General features: G+C 60.2%; 16 protein-coding genes. 8 read left to right on the forward strand and 8 right to left on the reverse strand.

Annotation, left to right across the window (positions count from 1 at the left end):
• The 3 genes from PJU76_RS00090 to PJU76_RS00100 are packed head-to-tail and all read left to right on the forward strand — an operon-like array spanning window position 1 to window position 3,517.
• Window positions 1-1,710 (forward strand): secretin N-terminal domain-containing protein, encoded by a 1,710-nt coding sequence (locus PJU76_RS00090; RefSeq protein WP_271779955.1) that lies wholly within the window; start codon window positions 1-3, stop codon window positions 1,708-1,710.
• Window positions 1,710-2,534: an ExeA family protein gene (locus PJU76_RS00095; RefSeq protein WP_271779956.1), complete on the forward strand. Its 825-nt coding sequence runs from the start codon at window positions 1,710-1,712 to the stop codon at window positions 2,532-2,534. The genes PJU76_RS00090 and PJU76_RS00095 overlap by 1 nt, the downstream gene beginning before the upstream one ends.
• A complete protein-coding gene (locus tag PJU76_RS00100; protein ID WP_271779957.1) occupies window positions 2,531-3,517 on the forward strand; it encodes a tetratricopeptide repeat protein in 987 nt (328 codons plus the stop codon). The genes PJU76_RS00095 and PJU76_RS00100 overlap by 4 nt, the downstream gene beginning before the upstream one ends.
• A gap of 69 nt (window positions 3,518-3,586) precedes the next feature.
• Here PJU76_RS00100 and minE read toward each other — a convergent pair whose 3' ends face one another.
• From minE to PJU76_RS00140, 8 genes are read right to left on the reverse strand one after another with little or no spacing between them, the layout of a single operon-like run.
• On the reverse strand, window positions 3,587-3,838 hold the full coding sequence (minE, locus tag PJU76_RS00105) for a cell division topological specificity factor MinE (protein ID WP_014027523.1): 252 nt from the start codon (window positions 3,836-3,838) through the stop codon (window positions 3,587-3,589).
• A gap of 1 nt (window position 3,839) precedes the next feature.
• The gene (minD, locus tag PJU76_RS00110) at window positions 3,840-4,649 is read right to left on the reverse strand and encodes a septum site-determining protein MinD (RefSeq protein ID WP_215861763.1); all 810 of its coding nucleotides are present in this window, start codon (window positions 4,647-4,649) and stop codon (window positions 3,840-3,842) included.
• An 18-nt stretch (window positions 4,650-4,667) separates the two neighbouring features.
• Window positions 4,668-5,399, reverse strand: coding sequence for a septum site-determining protein MinC (gene minC / locus PJU76_RS00115; RefSeq protein WP_271779958.1), 732 nt, complete (start codon window positions 5,397-5,399; stop codon window positions 4,668-4,670).
• A 29-nt stretch (window positions 5,400-5,428) separates the two neighbouring features.
• A complete protein-coding gene (gene fdxA / locus PJU76_RS00120; protein WP_064219980.1) occupies window positions 5,429-5,755 on the reverse strand; it encodes a ferredoxin FdxA in 327 nt (108 codons plus the stop codon).
• Entirely contained in the window at window positions 5,752-8,337 is a 2,586-nt protein-coding gene (gene topA, locus PJU76_RS00125; protein WP_271779959.1) for a type I DNA topoisomerase, read from the reverse strand. Before topA ends, fdxA begins: the two co-directional genes overlap by 4 nt.
• Before the next feature lie 3 nt (window positions 8,338-8,340).
• Window positions 8,341-8,778: a DUF494 domain-containing protein gene (locus PJU76_RS00130; RefSeq protein WP_064219982.1), complete on the reverse strand. Its 438-nt coding sequence runs from the start codon at window positions 8,776-8,778 to the stop codon at window positions 8,341-8,343.
• A gap of 9 nt (window positions 8,779-8,787) precedes the next feature.
• Window positions 8,788-9,876 carry a DNA-processing protein DprA gene (dprA, locus tag PJU76_RS00135; RefSeq protein ID WP_271779960.1) on the reverse strand — a complete coding sequence of 363 codons (1,089 nt, stop codon included), beginning with the start codon at window positions 9,874-9,876 and terminating at the stop codon, window positions 8,788-8,790.
• Window positions 9,873-10,964, reverse strand: coding sequence for a LysM peptidoglycan-binding domain-containing protein (locus tag PJU76_RS00140; protein ID WP_271779961.1), 1,092 nt, complete (start codon window positions 10,962-10,964; stop codon window positions 9,873-9,875). The genes dprA and PJU76_RS00140 overlap by 4 nt, the downstream gene beginning before the upstream one ends.
• Before the next feature lie 82 nt (window positions 10,965-11,046).
• On the opposite strand from PJU76_RS00140, the gene def reads away from it, so the two are divergent.
• From def to PJU76_RS00165, 5 genes are read left to right on the forward strand one after another with little or no spacing between them, the layout of a single operon-like run.
• Window positions 11,047-11,550 (forward strand): peptide deformylase, encoded by a 504-nt coding sequence (gene def / locus PJU76_RS00145; protein WP_271779962.1) that lies wholly within the window; start codon window positions 11,047-11,049, stop codon window positions 11,548-11,550.
• The gene (gene fmt / locus PJU76_RS00150; protein ID WP_271779963.1) at window positions 11,543-12,484 is read left to right on the forward strand and encodes a methionyl-tRNA formyltransferase; all 942 of its coding nucleotides are present in this window, start codon (window positions 11,543-11,545) and stop codon (window positions 12,482-12,484) included. Before def ends, fmt begins: the two co-directional genes overlap by 8 nt.
• Before the next feature lie 44 nt (window positions 12,485-12,528).
• On the forward strand, window positions 12,529-13,779 hold the full coding sequence (gene rsmB / locus PJU76_RS00155; RefSeq protein ID WP_271779964.1) for a 16S rRNA (cytosine(967)-C(5))-methyltransferase RsmB: 1,251 nt from the start codon (window positions 12,529-12,531) through the stop codon (window positions 13,777-13,779).
• A complete protein-coding gene (locus tag PJU76_RS00160; protein WP_271779965.1) occupies window positions 13,776-14,075 on the forward strand; it encodes a hypothetical protein in 300 nt (99 codons plus the stop codon). Before rsmB ends, PJU76_RS00160 begins: the two co-directional genes overlap by 4 nt.
• The gene (locus PJU76_RS00165) at window positions 14,045-16,258 is read left to right on the forward strand and encodes a sensor histidine kinase (RefSeq protein WP_271779966.1); all 2,214 of its coding nucleotides are present in this window, start codon (window positions 14,045-14,047) and stop codon (window positions 16,256-16,258) included. The genes PJU76_RS00160 and PJU76_RS00165 overlap by 31 nt, the downstream gene beginning before the upstream one ends.
• Window positions 16,259-16,278: the final 20 nt, after the last annotated feature.

Genomic DNA, 16,278 nt, shown 5'->3' on the forward strand with positions numbered 1-16,278 from the left:
ATGCGCAAACAGTTGGCAATATTGATGAGTTGTATCTGGCTGGCGGGTTGCCAAACGGTGCCTGATAATCCCGCAAGCGCCATGCTGCCGGCGGCAAAACCGGCGATAAAGCCACCCCCGCCGGCCGTGCAACAGGCGCTCTTGCCGCCCGTGGACAGCCTGATTCCGCGTCGCCCGTCGCCATTGCAGAAACGCTTTGATCTGGTGGTTCAGAATGCGCCTGCCCGCGAGGTGTTCATGGGGTTGGGGATGAGCTCAGGTCAGAATGTCATCCTTTCTCCGAAAGTCGGCGGCAGCCTTACCCTCAATCTGCATCATGTCACCCTGGAAGATGCCCTGCGGGCGATTCGCGCGGCTTACGGCTATCAGTACGAGGTTCAGGGCCGACAGATCGTGATTTACCCCCCCGCACCGGAAACCCGCATCTATCGGGTGAATTATCTGGACATCGCCCGCAGCGCCAAATCGCAACTGACGGTCGCCGGTACCGAACTAAACGGCAACTCCGGAAATAATGGCAGCGGTGGCATGCTTGGACAAGGCCAGGCCTTTGGTCAGAGCAAGCCCTCGGCGGAAGTAAAAACCGATAGCAGTTCCGACTTCTGGAAAACTCTGAAACCCCTGCTGGGGATGGTTGCCGGTAAAGAAGGCAAGGTCATCATCAGTCCCCTGTCCGGGGTGATAGTGGTACGTGCCATGCCGGACCGCCAGCGTGAGATACAGGCGTTTTTGCACCATCTCACCAATGGCCTGGAACGGCAGGTGATTCTGGAGGTCCAGCTCTCCAGCGGCTTTCAGGCGGGAATCAACTGGAGCACCGTGATGGGTAATGCCCAGATCAATCAACTCGCGCCCATCAATTCCAATGGCAGCTTCAATACCAATGGTTATGCTCCCACCCAGGGCACCATCACCAGTGGTGGGACCACCCCAAATCTGGGCCAATTGGCGCCGGGTCTGTTGCCCGCCATGAATGCGGTGCAACCCTTTGGCGGCGTTTTCAACGCGGTGATCAGCGGCGGCAAGGGCTTCAACGCCATCTTGGAGGCTCTCGGTACCCAGGGCAAGGTCAAGGTGCTCTCCAGCCCACGGGTGGCCACGCTGAACAACCAGACGGCCGTCATCAAGGTTGGCACGGACAACATTTATGTGACCAATGTGCAAACCAATGCCGGAACCAGTTCCGGCGTCATTGGCAGTACCGTCATCAATCAGGCAACACCCGTGCTTTCCCCGCTGTTTTCCGGGGTCGCCCTGGATGTCACACCAGCCATCAGCGGGGACGGTATGGTAACCCTTTACGTACATCCATCGGTTACCAGTGTCACCACCCAGGCCCAGGCGTTTACGGTTGGCAATCAAAGTTACGTTCTGCCTCTGGCCAGTTCTTCCGTGCGCGAAGTCGATACGGTAGTACGCGCCGCAAGTGGGCAGGTCATCGTCATCGGCGGTCTGATGAAAACCGACGAACACAGTAGCCATTCAGGTATTCCGCTGCTGCAGGACATTCCTTACTTGGGCTATCTCTTCAAGAGTACGCAACAAACAGCCATCAAAAGTGAACTGGTGGTGCTCATCAAGCCCATTGTGGTGGATAAGCGTGGCGTTTGGCAGCAGCAAATTCACCAAGCCCGCAAAGAACTGTCGGAGCACGATCTGGATTTCAACACCGCTGTGCTCCCGGCGCGACAGATGGAAGCAGCCCACTGATGTACCTCGAGTTCTTCGGTCTGCGCGAATATCCGTTCGGCCTCACCCCGGACACGGGGTTCTTTTTCGCCGATGAGAATCGCCGCGCCGCCCTCTCTTTGCTGCACTTCGCCCTGGATAATGGCGAAGGTTTCGTCAAGATCACGGGCGAGGTCGGGACCGGCAAAACCACCTTGTGCCGCACCCTGCTCAACCGCATGGATGCGCGCTTTCGCACCGCCTACGTACTCAACCCCCAACAGTCACCGGCGAGCCTGCTTCGCGCCATCGCCGCTGATCTGAGCGGACTGGAATTAGAGGCCACCCAGGAGCCGCTGGAAGCCATTCACCGCAGCCTGTTGCAGGCGGCAAGCGATGGACATCGCGTGGTGCTGTTGGTGGATGAGGCTCAGACCCTATCGGATACCGCACTGGAAAGCATTCGCCTACTCTCCAACCTCGAAACCGAAAAATGCAAATTGATACAAATCATTTTATTTGGCCAGCCAGAACTGGATGTTCGTCTGCAACAGCCACAAATGCGGCAGTTGCGTCAGCGGATCGGCTTCCATCATCAGCTTCTTCCCCTTAACCGCGACGAAAGTGGCGCCTATCTGGAGCATCGACTGCGCCATGCCGGCTATACTGGCGGCCCGCTGTTCCAGCCCAACGCCTTGCGCCTGCTCCAGCGTGGCAGTGGGGGCACGCCGCGGCTGCTCAATCTGCTCGCCCACAAGGCGTTATTGGCGACTTACGGGTCTGGCCGCCGTCGGGTGGGGCGCCGTGCGGTGCTGAGAGCGCTTGCAGATACGCCTCAGGCGCGACGATTATGGTGGAGCCTATGAGCTTGATTCACGATGTGCTGAACGATCTGGATCGCCGACAGGCGCGCAAAAGCGCCGGGCCTGAGATCCCGGCGGCATTGCAGGCGCCTCGCCCCAGATCCTTACCCCGCTGGGGAGCGCTTATCCTGTTGGGGGGTGGTTTTCTGGTGGTCAGCGCGGTTTTCTGGTGGTTTTATTTACCCACTTCCTATGAAACCACCGCGCGGAAGCTTCCGGTCAAGGCTGCGCCTGTGGCGGCGGAACCGACCCCCGCCGTACCTGACAATCAGGCGACTGCTCCGGTCTTGAGCCGTTCTCCGCCATCCCCACAGGGCATGGCAACAAGCTCCGTCAATATGCCCCCAAGCACCTTGTTGCACGCCCCTTCCCGCACGGACCAGAACCGCTCTGCACAGGGGGGTCTGGAACGATCCGCTCCGCAGCGACATGCCCATCCTGCCAAGACATTTTCCGGTGCGGGGATGATCCCGTTTACCCACCCCCGGCATCAAGCCGTCCAGTCTGCCTCCATTCCCGGCGGCCGTGCCTGGGAAGACGAGAAATTGCGATTGGCAGAAAGTCTGTGGCAGCGCGGAGAGACGACAAAAGCCCTGGAATTGCTGCGCGAAAGCCTCCGCAGCGCGCCCCGTGATATACCGTTAACATTACTTGAAGCCCGGTTGCTGGCGGCCCAACAACAACCGGGACAAGCCCTGTCCTTATTGCGCAATCTGCGGCCTGCACCCGCCGATAGCCCTGATTATTTCGGTATGCTGGGCACGCTGGCCCAGCAACAGGGCGATTTGCACCTGGCCGAGGACGCGTATGCCCATGCGCTGACCCTCGCTCCTGATAGCCTGCGCTGGAAGACCGGGATGGGCATCACTCTGGCATTAGCAGGCAACGACGCCGCACGCCCTTACCTGAAAGAAGCGCTGGCAAGCGTTCAACCCGCCAGTCCCTTGGCTGACTATCTGCGCGCATTATTAGCCGCATTGCATTAAAGCACCAGGCTTCTTCCTGATCTTGCGGGGGCCTTTGGCGGTGATGGTGTTGTCGATCTTCTCCGGTGCTCAGTGCTGATCGGGGAACAGGATGTTCAATTCCAGCACCTCATAATCTCCGCGTCGCTCCATGCTCACCTTGATATTTTCCTTGTCTACGGGAATATATTTGGCGATCACCGCCAGGAGTTCCTCCTGCAACGCGGGCAGGAAGTCGGGGCCGTCGGCATCGCGCTCGTGGGCGAGAATCAGCTTCAGACGATCCTTTGCTACATGGGCAGTTTTCTTGCGGGAGCCGAGGAAGTAATCGAGAAAGGACATGTCAGCCTCCAAAGAGTCGTTTGAAGAACCCCACCTTGACCGGATGAATAAAGCGCAAGGGACGCTCTTCGCCGAGGAAGCGGGCGACGACATCCTTATAGGCCTCGGCCACATCGCTGTTTTCCATGTGAATGGCGGGTATGCCCTGATTGGAGGCCTGGAGGATGACCTCGGATTCGGGGATCACGCCCAGCAGGGGGGTACGTAGCAGCTCCTTCACGTCTTGCAGAGAAAGCATTTCCCCACCTTCCACCCGTTTTGGGGAGTAACGGGTCAGCAATAGATGTTCCTTCACCGGTTCTTCGCCCTGCTCCGCGCGCCGTGAGCGGGCTGCGAGAATGCCGAGAATGCGGTCGGAATCCCGCACGGAGGAGACCTCTGGATTGGTGACGACAATGGCTTCGTCGGCATGGTAGAGCGCCATGAGTGCCCCCGACTCGATCCCTGCCGGTGAATCGCAGACGATGTAATCGAATTCCGTGCGCAGTTCATCCATAACCGCCGTTACCCCTTCGCTAGTCAGGGCATCTTTGTCTCGGGTTTGGGAGGTGGGTAGCACGTAAAGATTCTCACAGCGCTTATCCTTGATGAGCGCCTGCTGCAATTTAGCCTCGCCCTGGATGACATTGATGAGATCGTACACAACCCGTCGCTCACAGCCCATGATCAGGTCGAGGTTGCGCAGCCCCACGTCGAAGTCGATAACGACGGTGCGATAGCCGCGCAGAGCGAGGCCGCTGGCAAAGGCGGCACTGGTGGTGGTTTTGCCGACCCCACCCTTTCCTGAAGTGATGACAATGATTTTGGCCACGGTTCTTTTCTCCAAGATTTATAAGGTTAAAGCAGTAATATGCAATTGCTCGTCGCGGCTGTAAATCTGCGCCGCCTTGCCCCAGAGGGGGTGATCCGATTCGAGGATGCGATATAGACCTGCAACAGAGATCAACTCTGCTTCCAGGCTCATGCAAAAAATCCGCGCACTGTCTTGGCCGTTGACGCCGGCCAGAGCGCGGCCACGTAAGGGGCCGTACACGTGGATGTTGCCGTCGGCGATGACTTCGGCGCCGGCGTTGACGGCGGCCAAACAGACGAGGTCGCCGCCACGGGCATAGCTGCGTTGGCCGCCGCGGATCGGGTGATCTATGGTCAGGCCACCCGGACTTGTTGAGACGGATTGTGCGGGCGCGGGTGTTTCTGGCTGCGGGGTGGCATTACGATCCTGGCCCCGCAAAACAGGCAGGTTCAGATCCTGCGCCAATGTCTGATGACGGGGAGCGGCATTGCGTAAACCGACAGGGAACCAGTCGGCGGCGCGCAATACATTCAAGATTTCGTTGAGAGCCAAAGGCGCTTCTTCGGGTATGGCGCTCAGATCCAGGATCACCGGCGCATGGCGATGGAAATCGGCAGCGGCGGGGTGGCGTTGATGCTCTTCGGCGATACGTTGCGCCAGTTGTTGTGGGTTATTGCTTTCCAGATGGAGGATGGAGAGGGTGAAAACGCCTCCGGACACGCGTAAAGGCGCGCTGGTTTCCGTGCCGGGGGAACGGGGATTAGCCATGTTTCACGTGAAACATCGAAGTGCGCGCGTCATGAGCGTCGCAGCAAAGGGCGCTTGTCGCCCTTACCATTCCAGGTTTCGGCATCGGGTAATGCTGCCTTTTTGCGGAGGATGACCGGCCAGTCTATGCTGAGTTCCGCATTAATGGCAGTGAAGTCGCGTTGATCAGCAGGGAGTTCATCGTCGGCGAAAATGGCGTCGGCAGGACACTCGGGTACGCAGGCGGCGCAGTCGATACACTCGTCAGGATCAATGACGAGAAAATTCGGTCCTTCATGAAAGCACTCGACCGGACAGACTTCGGCACAGTCGGTATATTTACACTGGATGCAATTTTCGGTAACAACGTAGGTCATGAGTTGGCGACGTTCTTGACAGCGCGCTTCCGTGGCGCGGGCGTGGCCGATTCGCTGGTTGATGAGGCCGTACTTTTGGACGACGTGGTTTTCTTTGCCGCCGGGGTCTTGGCTTTGCCTGGTTTTTTTACTACCGCGGCCGTTGTTTCCGCCTTTGCCGGCTTGTTGGCAGCAGCCGCCGTTTTCACGGCCGTTTTCCTGGTGCTTTTCGCCGTCGCTTTACGGGCAGGAGCCGCCTTCTTGGCCAGCGGTGCGCGCTTTTCGCGGGGCGGCGGCGGAGTGTAGTCGGGCAGCATGGCGGCGATTTCCGCGTCGCTGGCGTTCACCGGGAAGTGAAAAGCGCATTCGCTCTGGGGACAGGCGAGTTGTTCACCAAGGCGCTTGCCGCTTTTTTCGATCATTATCGGCCAGGCGCAGCGGGGACAGGCGCGTGCTATCGGGGGTCCCCAGACCGCATAGCTGCATTTGGGGTAAGTGTTGCAGGAGTAGAAGATTTTGCCGTAACGGCTGCGTTTTTCCACCAGTTCGCCTTCACCGCACTGGGGGCAAATGACTCCTGAGGATTTAGGCTGGGTTAGCGGCTCAATGTGCTTACATTCGGGATAGCCACTGCACGAGATAAACCGGCCATAACGCCCGGTTTTATAGACCAGCGGCTTACCGCAGTCCGGGCAGTCGCGACCTACGGGTTCGGCGGGTTCGCGAGGACCGTCCACCGGGCGGGTATAATTACATTCGGGGTACCCCGAACAGGCCACAAAACGGCCATGACGACCGAGGCGCAGGAATAGGGGTTTGCCACATTGTGGACAGGCCTCATCCAGTGCTTCACTGGTGGCTTCGGTGCGGCTGACGTTGGCTTTTTCGTCAAGGAGCGTGCGAAAGGGTCCCCAGAACGCGCTGAGCACCGGCTGCCACTGCTTCTCACCCCGGGAAATGGCGTCCAGTTCGTCTTCCATGCTGGCGGTGAAGCCGTAATCCACATAGCGCTCGAAATGATTGGTCAGAAAACGACCGACCACCCGTCCGAGATCGGTGGGGCGGAAGCGGCGCTGCTCGACGGCGACATATTCGCGGTTCTGCAGGGTCTGAATAATGCTGGCATAGGTGGATGGACGGCCGATGCCGTAGGCTTCCAGGGTTTTAACCAGGGTGGCATCGCTATAACGGGGGGGGGGGTCGGTAAAGTGCTGCTCGGAATCAATGCCAAGCACCTGCGGTTCATCGCCGGTATCAAGGGGCGGCAGAATACGGTTGCCTTCGTCCTCGTCACCGTCATCTTTGCCTTCCTGATAGACGGCCATGAAGCCGGGAAAGGTGACGGTGGAGCCGTTGGCACGCAGGGTCCAATGGGTGCCGGCGTCCATATCGACGGCGACCAGGTCCATACGCGCCGGCGCCATTTGGCAGGCGACGCTGCGCTTCCAGATAAGATCATAAAGGCGCCAAAGATCGCGTTCGAGCACGCCCTGCAAGGCCTCCGGGCTGCGGGCGATGTCCGTGGGGCGGATGGCTTCGTGCGCTTCCTGGGCGTTTTTGGTCTTGGTCTTGTAGCGGCGCGGGGTCTCGGGGACAAATTCGCTGCCGTAGTGGCTGCCGATAAAATCACGGATGGAAGCGATGGCCTCTTCGGCGAGGTTGACGGCGTCGGTACGCATGTAGCTGATGAGGCCCACAGTCTCGTTGCCGATATTGATCCCTTCGTAGAGTTGCTGGGCGACGCGCATGGTCCGGCTGGCGTTGAAGCCGAGCTTGCGCGAGGCTTCCTGCTGCAAGGTGGACGTGGTGAAGGGCGCGGCAGGCTGGCGTTGCCGGCTCTTGCGCTCCACTTCCCGGACCCGTAGCGCCTGGCGGCTGAGATCATCTTCCATGCCGCTACGGATGGCTTCGGCCTGATCACTATTGGTGACGTCGAACTGTTCGAGCTTTTTCGTCTGCCAGTGGGTCAGGCGGCCGGTGAATTCGCTGCCAGCCTGCTGCAGGCGACTGGCGATGGTCCAGTATTCGCGGCTGACAAAGGCTTCTATTTCATTTTCGCGCTCACAGATCAGGCGCAACGCAGCACTTTGTACCCGGCCCGCCGAGAGGCCCGGACGCACCTTGCGCCAGAGCAGCGGCGACAGATTGAAGCCCACCAGATAATCGAGGGCGCGGCGCGCTTGCTGGGCGTTGACCAGATCCATGGCGATTTCGCGAGGGGTGGCGATGGCTTCCTGCACGGCTTTTTTGGTGATTTCGTGGAAGACGACACGTTGCGCGGGCTTGTTGCCGAGCAGGTGACGCTCGCGCAGCAGCTCCACCAGATGCCAGGAGATGGCCTCGCCTTCGCGATCCGGATCGGTGGCGAGCCAGAGCTTGTTGGCGCCACGCAGGGCCTTGGCGATGGCGTCCACATGTCGCTCGTTGCGCTCGATGGCAGCGTAGCGCATGGCGAAATCATGTTCGGTATCTACAGCACCTTCTTTGGGCTGCAAATCGCGCACATGGCCGTAGGAAGCGAGCACTTGAAAGTCATCCCCCAAATACTTCTGGATGGTTTTGGCTTTAGCCGGTGATTCAACGATAACGAGCTGATATGCCATGGGTCAGTGAAGAATCCGTGCGCCGTCGGCGCCCAGTAAGGCATCGACCCAAAAGGCCTCCGGACCGGGATCATTGGCCATCACCATAAAGGTCACCCAGTCGAGTGTTTCCAGATCGGTATCGTCCAGACCAAGGGCGAGCAGGCGATCGATAATGCGCTCACGCATGGCGCCGTTGATGACACCAAGCCGCTCCCAGTCATGGAGTTGCCCGCGGGCAGCCACAGAAAGATTTTGCTGTTCGTAGGGATGGTAGGCGCGCAGTGAACGGGGGCTGGTGTCCTCTTGCGCTTCTACCGCGAAACCTTCCATCCAGTCGAGGGCGCGCTGAATATCGTCGTCCGGAAAACCGACGGCGCGCAAACGCTCTTCGACCATCTCGTCGTCTTCGTCATCGAGATGGTCGAGCAAATAACTAATGATGTCTATGACGTCTTCCATACCGTGGCCTTAGGAAACCGGTGGGAGGCGACAGAAACGACCGCCGGGACAGGCCGCGAGGTAACCTTGTAATTCCATGTCCAAGAGGATGGCCGAAAGCTCGGTCAGCGTCAATCCGCAGCGGCTGGCGATCTGTTCCGGGGCGAGAGGGTCGAAATCCATGGCGGCCCAAACTTTAGCTTGTGTCGAATCTTCCGGCCGCCAGTCTGCTGCGGCCTGACTGCCGCGCAGCACGGCGTACAGCGGGCCGAGTTCGCTGAGAACGTCTTCGGCGCTTTCGACCAGTTTGGCGCCGTCGCGGATGAGGCGGTGCGGGCCGCGCGACAACGGCGAATGGATGGAGCCGGGGATGGCAAAGACTTCACGACCCTGCTCCAGTGCCAGTCGTGCGGTAATCAGTGAACCGCTGCCGTCAGCCGCTTCGACCACCAATATGCCAAGACTGAGGCCGCTGATGATGCGGTTGCGGCGGGGGAATAGACCACTGCGCGGACCGGTATCGGGCGGCTGTTCGCTGATGATGAGGCCCTGTTCGGTAATCTGACGGGCGAGTTGCAGATGACTACGCGGGTAGATAAGGTCGGCACCGGTACCAAGTACGGCGACGGTGCCGCTATGAAGGGCGCCACGATGGGCGGCGGCATCAATGCCGAGGGCCAGGCCGCTACAGATGATGAGTCCCGCTTCACCCAGGTTCTTGGCAAAAGCTTCGGCGGTGGCGATACCGGTGGCCGTGGCACTGCGACTGCCGACGATAGCCAGCATGGCTTGGTTCAGACGGGCGCGCTGTCCGCGTAAATAGAGCAGCAGGGGCGGATCAGGGATATGGCGCAACAAGGGCGGGTAATCGGCGTCGGCCCAGCGGCAGAGGTCGGTGTCGGGACTTTCCAGCCAGCGTTGGTCTGCAGGCGTGAGAATGTCCTCGGGCGCCTTCTGCAAGGCGGCGATTTGTCCCGTTTGCAGGCCGAGGTCCTGCAAGGCCCCAGCCCCGGTTTGAAAGCAGCGCTCCACCGCACCAAAACGTTCGAGCAGGGCACGCTGGCGAAGCGGGCCGAGGCCGGGGATACGACTGAGGGCGAGCCAGGCCCGATCTGTCACCTGTTTCCTGCGGAGCTGTCGCTGGCGGTTACCGGGCGCGGGCTAACCAGCTTGTCACCCACCAAGATGCCATGCGTTGCCGTGGTAATCACGGCGTAGGAGACCGTGGGGAATACCCGAAACACCATCACTTCGCCCACTTTCTGAGGTGGCAGAGCGAAGGATTTGCCAGTCACGGCATTTTTCGTATCTCCCCTGGTCCTTTCAATTCGCAGCAGATTACCATCGCTCAATCCGGCTTCCCGGCCTTGATCCACGATAACGGCCTGACCCACCAGGAGTTCGGGGTAGTCACTCATTTTGGCGATGATCCGAGCGCTTACCGGGTGGGCGGGGGCGCTGGGGAAATAACGCGGTACTTTGGCGCTCGCCTCGGGGATCAGGCGATCGCCCAGCGAGATTTCCCTGCGGGCATCGGCGATCTCGACGGCGGCATGGGAACCGTCACTGCGTACGATGGCGTTGCCCAGGTCGTAGAGCGCATAACCGAGCGGCTTCTCGACGCCGGGACGGCGCAGTTCCGGCCCAAGAGCGACGATACCATAGCGGGTGCCCACCGGGACCCGTTTCAGACCGGAGGCATACAGCTTGTCGCCCACGGTGTAGGCGAGCTGGCCGCTGTTGGCACTGGCCGCCAGATAAGGTAATGCATCGTAAGCTTTTTTGCTGGCGATAAACCCCGGCGTGCCGAGGAAGGGCATCACTTCGCCGGTAGCCACGGTGGACAAGGGTTCTACCGTCATTTGTGGATGAAGTTCGACGACCGAAGAACCTGCTGCATGAGAACCATAAGATCTTTCTACACGAAGTTCGGGCTGGCCGTTGGCCCCATGGGTGAGCACGATGCGATCACCGGGATAAATGAGATTGGGATTATGGATGTAGGGATTCTTATGCCAGATCTGCGGCCATTGCCAGGGATGCCGCAAGAAATGTGCGGCGATTCCCCAGAGGGTATCTCCGGATTTGACGGTGTAACTTTGTTCGCTACGTAGTTGTATGCCAGACGGCGCAGTTTGCCCCATCACCGGGGCCATGGCGCTGAGGCCAAGACAAAATAGGGTGTTGCGCCAGATGTACTTCCGCATGAATGATCTCCTCCGGACTTCCGCAAGGAATAGTATTAGTTCAAGATACGATTTTTGCCGGATGGTAATAATTGGTGACGAAATGCCCCTCTTGAAAATACTGGAGTTTCCCGATGCCCGCCTCAAGAGCATGGCCGCGCCCATAGCCCGGGTGGACAAACAAATTCAGCAACTGGCCGACGATATGGCGGAAACCATGTACGATGCACCCGGTATCGGTCTGGCCGCGCCGCAGGTGGCCGCCGGACATCGGCTGATTGTCGTGGATGTTTCAGAAAATCGCAATGATCTGCTGACCTTGGTGAATCCGGAAATTATTGCGAGCATTGGTGAAGAAGAGATGAAGGAAGGCTGTCTGTCGGTACCCGGTGTGGTGGAGACGGTGCGGCGCGCCGAAAAAGTGACGGTGCGCGCGACCACGGTGCAGGGCCGGACCATTGAATTGGAGGCCGATGGGTTGTTGGCGGTTTGCCTGCAGCATGAGATTGACCATCTCAACGGTACCCTTTTTGTCGATCATCTGTCCCGCCTCAAGCAAAACCTGATTCGCCGTAAGGCGAACAAAAGGGTGCGGCTCGGTGACTAGAAAACAGCGCATTGTTTTTGCCGGGACACCGGAGTTCGCGCGCCTCATTCTGGCCGAATTGTTGCAAGGGCCGGAAGAAGTCGTCGGCGTATTTACCCAGCCGGATCGTCCGGCAGGCCGGGGGCGGGCGTTGCAGGCCAGCCCGGTGAAGCAGGAGGCTGTGGCCGCAGGCATTCCCGTTTTTCAGCCGGAATCGTGCAAGACGAGCGAGGCTCTGGATCTGCTCCGGAGCCTGGCGCCGGATTTGCTGATCGTCGTGGCCTATGGACAGATTTTGCCGCAGGTGGTTCTTGACCTGCCGACGCGCGGCGCCATCAATGTCCATGCCAGTCTTCTGCCTGCCTGGCGTGGCGCGGCGCCCATTGCCCGGGCCATTGCGGCGGGTGACAAAGAAAGCGGTGTCGCCATCATGCAGATGGAAGCCGGACTCGACTCCGGCCCGGTGCTGTGGGCGGAGCGCGCGCCCATTGCACCCGATGACACGGCGACGAGCCTCCATGACCGTTTGGCGCGGTTGGGCAGCGTCGCCTTGCGCCGGGCTCTGGATGGGCTCTGGGCGAATCGGCTCAAACCCGTGCCCCAAGACCCCACGCTCGCAACCTATGCCCGCAAGCTGAAGAAAGAAGAGGCACGCATCGACTGGCGACTCCCCGCGGCGACGCTGGAGCGTCTGGTGCGGGCTTTCAACCCCAGCCCGGTCGCCCATACCCTTTTTCGCGACAAAGGCTTGCGGGTCTGGCAGACGCAGGTACTGGCTGTCCGGGGTGATCAGGCGCCCGGCACCATCAGCGCCGTGGAAAAAGACGGGATAGCGGTGGCCTGTGGCGAGGATCAATTGCTGTTGCTGGCGGTGCAACCCGCAGGCAAGGGTGTCCTCAGTGGCAGTGATTTCGTCCGTGGTTATCGTCCGCAAACCGGTGAAGTACTGGGATGAAGGAAACGCGGCCAGAAACTGAACGGGGGAGAGGCACATCGGGTGTGGCGGTGCGCAAGGCGGCCATCGGCGTGTTGCAGGGCGTGGATAGTGGGCAGACGGTGGATGCCGCCCTGCTGCCGGTACCGTTGACAGGCGCCGATCGCGCGACCGTGCAATGGCTGGTTCTGGGCACGCTGCGCGAGTACCTGCCCGTGCAGGCTCTGGCCGCAAAACTGTTGCGCAAAGACTGGCGCGAGGAAGATAGCGACTTACGCTTCCTGCTCAGTTTGGCTCTGTTTGAGTTGCGCCATGGGCAACGGCCCGCCTTCGCCGTAGTCAATGATTGGGTTGCGATGACGGAGGCACTGAAAAAGCCTTGGGCGCGCGGCCTGATAAACGCCGTTCTGCGTCGTTATCTGCGTGAGCGGGGGGTTTTGGATATGGCGCTGGTTGATCGCGATCTCGGGCATCCGGCTTGGCTGGCGGCGCGTTTACGCGCTGCCTATCCCCAAGACTGGCCCGCCATTGCCGCGGCCAATAACGCTGCGCCGCCCCTCTGGCTGCGCGTGAATACGCAACGGGTGGATCCCGGCGAGTATCGGCAATTGCTGGCAGAACAAGGTCTTGAAGCGAAAGGCGTGGCGTGGAGTGAGGCGGCATTGTGTTTGCCCGCCAGCGTGCCGGTAACGATCCTGCCGGGCTGGGATGCTGGCTGGGTGGCGGTGCAGGACGGAGCGGCACAATTGGCCGCCCACATTCTCGCGCCCCGGGAGGGGGAACGCATTCTCGACGCCTGTGCGGCCCCTGGCGGCAAAACGGCCCACCTGTGGGCACTGGGGGCGACGCGTCTGGATGCCCTGGACCGCTCCGCAGAACGCCTGAAACGGGTGCGCGAGGCACTGGAAAGACAAGGCGGTACAGTGCATTTGCAGGCGGCCGATGCCGCAGAAAGCGCCACATGGTGGAATGGCGAGTTCTATGACGCCATCCTCCTGGATGCGCCCTGTACCGGCACCGGGGTAATCCGTCGCCACCCTGATATCCGTCTGCGCCGCCAAATGGATGATGTGACTGCGGCTGTAGCACAGCAGACGCGCTTGCTGGAAGGTCTGTGGCCTTGTCTGCGCCCCGGCGGTCGGCTGCTCTATGCCACCTGCTCGGTGCTGCCTGAGGAGAACGAGGAACAGATCATCGCCTTTCTCCAGCGTCATTCTGATGCGCACCGTTCCGCGCACCCGCTGACTGGGCAACGTCTGCCCGGTCAGGACGCAATGGATGGTTTTTACTATGCCTTGCTGGAGAAGGCCGCATGAGCCAGGACGACGCGTTGCCGGTGCTCGCCCGCAGAGGCATGCATGGAAAAGCGATGACGGGTTCGACGTTTCACGTGGAACATTTTCAGGTGACCCCGCAGGGCGATGTCGAAAAACAGCACGGGATGCCCGCTTTATGCGCGCAGTGGGGTGAGGTCGCCGCGGCACTAGCCCAGGTGGTGGTGCGGGTATATATTGACGTTCGGGCCTTACCCCTGCCGTTGCGTTTGCGTGCTCTGCCGGGTCACTGGAAACTGGAGTCCCCATGGATCGTCAGCGCGCCCCTTTCGCACTAAGAAGCTGGCTGCGCGCCTTGAGCGCCGGCGCCACCCCGGAGCGGCAGCGGGTGGGACCGCGCTGGGGCGCTGCCCTGCTCCTGCTGGCCATCGTCGCCTTTCTGGGAGTCAACTTTTTCACCAGTGCCGGAGGGCCGCTGAGCCACTATTTTGTGCCGATGCTGGTGATTTCCGCAGGAATCGTCCTCTTTCTGGTCATTCTGGTGCTGGTTTCGGTGGTGGCGCTGCTTTTGCGTCTACGGCGCGGCGAAGTGGGCAGTCAGTTGGCCACCCGCCTGGTGGTGATTATTACCCTGCTCAGTTTTCTGCCGGCGGCCATCGTCTTCGGTTTTTCCTGGCAATATCTGAATCGGGGCGTGGACTCGTGGTTCAGCAGCGCGGTGCAGAATGCCTTGGATCAGGCCCTGAACGTGGCGAAGGCAGGTGTGGACCGTTACCGCAATTCCACCCTGCTGGCGGCGGAGAGCATCGCTCAGGCCCTGGTGGGGGAGTCTGACAGCAACGCCGTAATCACCGTGATCGCCTTACGCGATCAGTATCATCTGGGCAGTGTCACGCTTTTTTCCGGCGATAACCGGATTATCGCCACCAGCAGCGATAACCTGAGTCTGGCACCGCGCCTGCCGCGTCGGGAAATCCTCGCTATGGAAGAGAACCACCCGACCGCCTCTATTGAAACGGAGCCCAACGGCGCTTTGCTGGTGAAGGTGCTGATCCCGGTACTGAGTCCGCATCTGGGACAGGGCAGTCATATCCTTTATGTGGAGCAGCCTATCCCCGAGCAGTTGACGCAGGCGGCAGGTGCGGTGCAGGTGGCTTATACCCGCTACCACCAGTTGATGCTGATGCGCGAACCGATGAAGACGGCCTTTCAGCTCAGCCTGGCGGTGGCCTTGCTGCTGGCCGTGTTGTCGGCGGTATGGATAGGCTTGCACCTGGCGCGTCGACTGACGGCACCTATCGCACGACTGGCGGCGGGTACCCAGGCGGTGGCGCGCGGTGAGTTTATTCCCTTGCAGACGGTGGCGAGTCACGACGAGTTGGGTGTTCTGATACATTCGTTCAACAATATGACCCGACAACTGGCGCGGGCCAAGCAGCAGGCGGCGGCGGCGCAGGAGCAGGCGGAGCAGCGGCGGCTGTATCTGGAGACCGTGCTCGGACAGATTTCCAGCGGCATCCTGACCTTTGATGGCGAAAACCATTTGGCTGAGGTCAACGCCGCGGCGACCCATATTCTCCAGGAAGATTTGCCCAGGGGCAGCGCCCTGGATATATTGCATGATGGCACCGCGCTGGAGCCCCTGTGGACGCTGGTGGCGGACTGGGTGGAACACCCTCGTAACGGGATGCAAAAAGAGTTGCAGATTGAGCGCTCCGACGGGCCACAGACCATTATCGTGCATGGCGCACACTTTGCGGATGATGCCGGTAGTCGGGGTTTCGTACTGGTTTTTGATGATATCAGTACGCTGGTCGCCGCCCAGCGTAGCGCCGCCTGGAGCGAGGTGGCGCGGCGCCTGGCCCACGAGATCAAAAACCCGCTCACCCCCATTCAACTCTCCGCCGAGCGGTTGCGGCGCAAATATCTGGAACGTCTTGGCGATGAAGGCGAGACCCTGGATCGTGCCACCCGCACTATTATCCATCAGGTGGATGCCCTCAAGGTGATGGTGGACGCCTTCTCGGAGTACGCCCGGCAGCCGCAACTGGAGTTGCGCCTTCTCGACCTGAACACGCTGATTCTGGATGTGCTCGATCTGTATCGCGGGCAAGAAAATGGCGTGGAGATTCGGGCCGAGTTGGGTGCGGGCCTGCCCCTCCTGCGGGCGGATGTGCATCGGCTGCGCCAGATTCTCAATAATCTCCTGCGCAACGCCATGGATGCCCTGCAGGGGGACTCAGAAACTCCGGAAGGTAAACATATCCTGATTCGCACCCGCCTGACCGACTCCGACCCGGCAAAGATGCTAGAGTTGAGTGTATTGGACGACGGACCAGGTTTCCCGGCCCAGTTGCTGGCGCGGGTTTTTGAGCCCTATGTCACCAGCAAGGTGAAGGGTTCGGGGCTGGGTCTCGCCATCGTCCGGCGTATCGTTGAGGAGCATGGCGGACAGATCATCGCGGATAATCAGGGGTTGCAGGGCGGGGCACGTATCGTTATCGATTTTCCGTTGGGTTGAAACAAGTATTCAGGAGGTGA

The sequence above is a fragment of the Acidithiobacillus ferriphilus genome (genome assembly GCF_028215975.1).
GTDB lineage: Bacteria > Pseudomonadota > Gammaproteobacteria > Acidithiobacillales > Acidithiobacillaceae > Acidithiobacillus > Acidithiobacillus ferriphilus.

Bases quoted from the DNA above. Each gene is read 5' to 3' on its own strand.
- topA (WP_271779959.1), bottom strand. From the start codon at position 8,337: ATGGCATATCAGCTCGTTATCGTTGAATCACCGGCTAAAGCCAAAACC.
- minC (WP_271779958.1), bottom strand. From the start codon at position 5,399: ATGGCTAATCCCCGTTCCCCCGGCACGGAAACCAGCGCGCCTTTACGC.
- PJU76_RS00130 (WP_064219982.1), bottom strand. From the start codon at position 8,778: ATGGAAGACGTCATAGACATCATTAGTTATTTGCTCGACCATCTCGAT.
- PJU76_RS00160 (WP_271779965.1), top strand. From the start codon at position 13,776: ATGAGCCAGGACGACGCGTTGCCGGTGCTCGCCCGCAGAGGCATGCAT.
- def (WP_271779962.1), top strand. From the start codon at position 11,047: ATGCCCCTCTTGAAAATACTGGAGTTTCCCGATGCCCGCCTCAAGAGC.
- PJU76_RS00100 (WP_271779957.1), top strand. From the start codon at position 2,531: ATGAGCTTGATTCACGATGTGCTGAACGATCTGGATCGCCGACAGGCG.
- PJU76_RS00095 (WP_271779956.1), top strand. From the start codon at position 1,710: ATGTACCTCGAGTTCTTCGGTCTGCGCGAATATCCGTTCGGCCTCACC.
- PJU76_RS00165 (WP_271779966.1), top strand. From the start codon at position 14,045: ATGGATCGTCAGCGCGCCCCTTTCGCACTAAGAAGCTGGCTGCGCGCC.
- PJU76_RS00090 (WP_271779955.1), top strand. From the start codon at position 1: ATGCGCAAACAGTTGGCAATATTGATGAGTTGTATCTGGCTGGCGGGT.
- minE (WP_014027523.1), bottom strand. From the start codon at position 3,838: ATGTCCTTTCTCGATTACTTCCTCGGCTCCCGCAAGAAAACTGCCCAT.
- PJU76_RS00140 (WP_271779961.1), bottom strand. From the start codon at position 10,964: ATGCGGAAGTACATCTGGCGCAACACCCTATTTTGTCTTGGCCTCAGC.
- fdxA (WP_064219980.1), bottom strand. From the start codon at position 5,755: ATGACCTACGTTGTTACCGAAAATTGCATCCAGTGTAAATATACCGAC.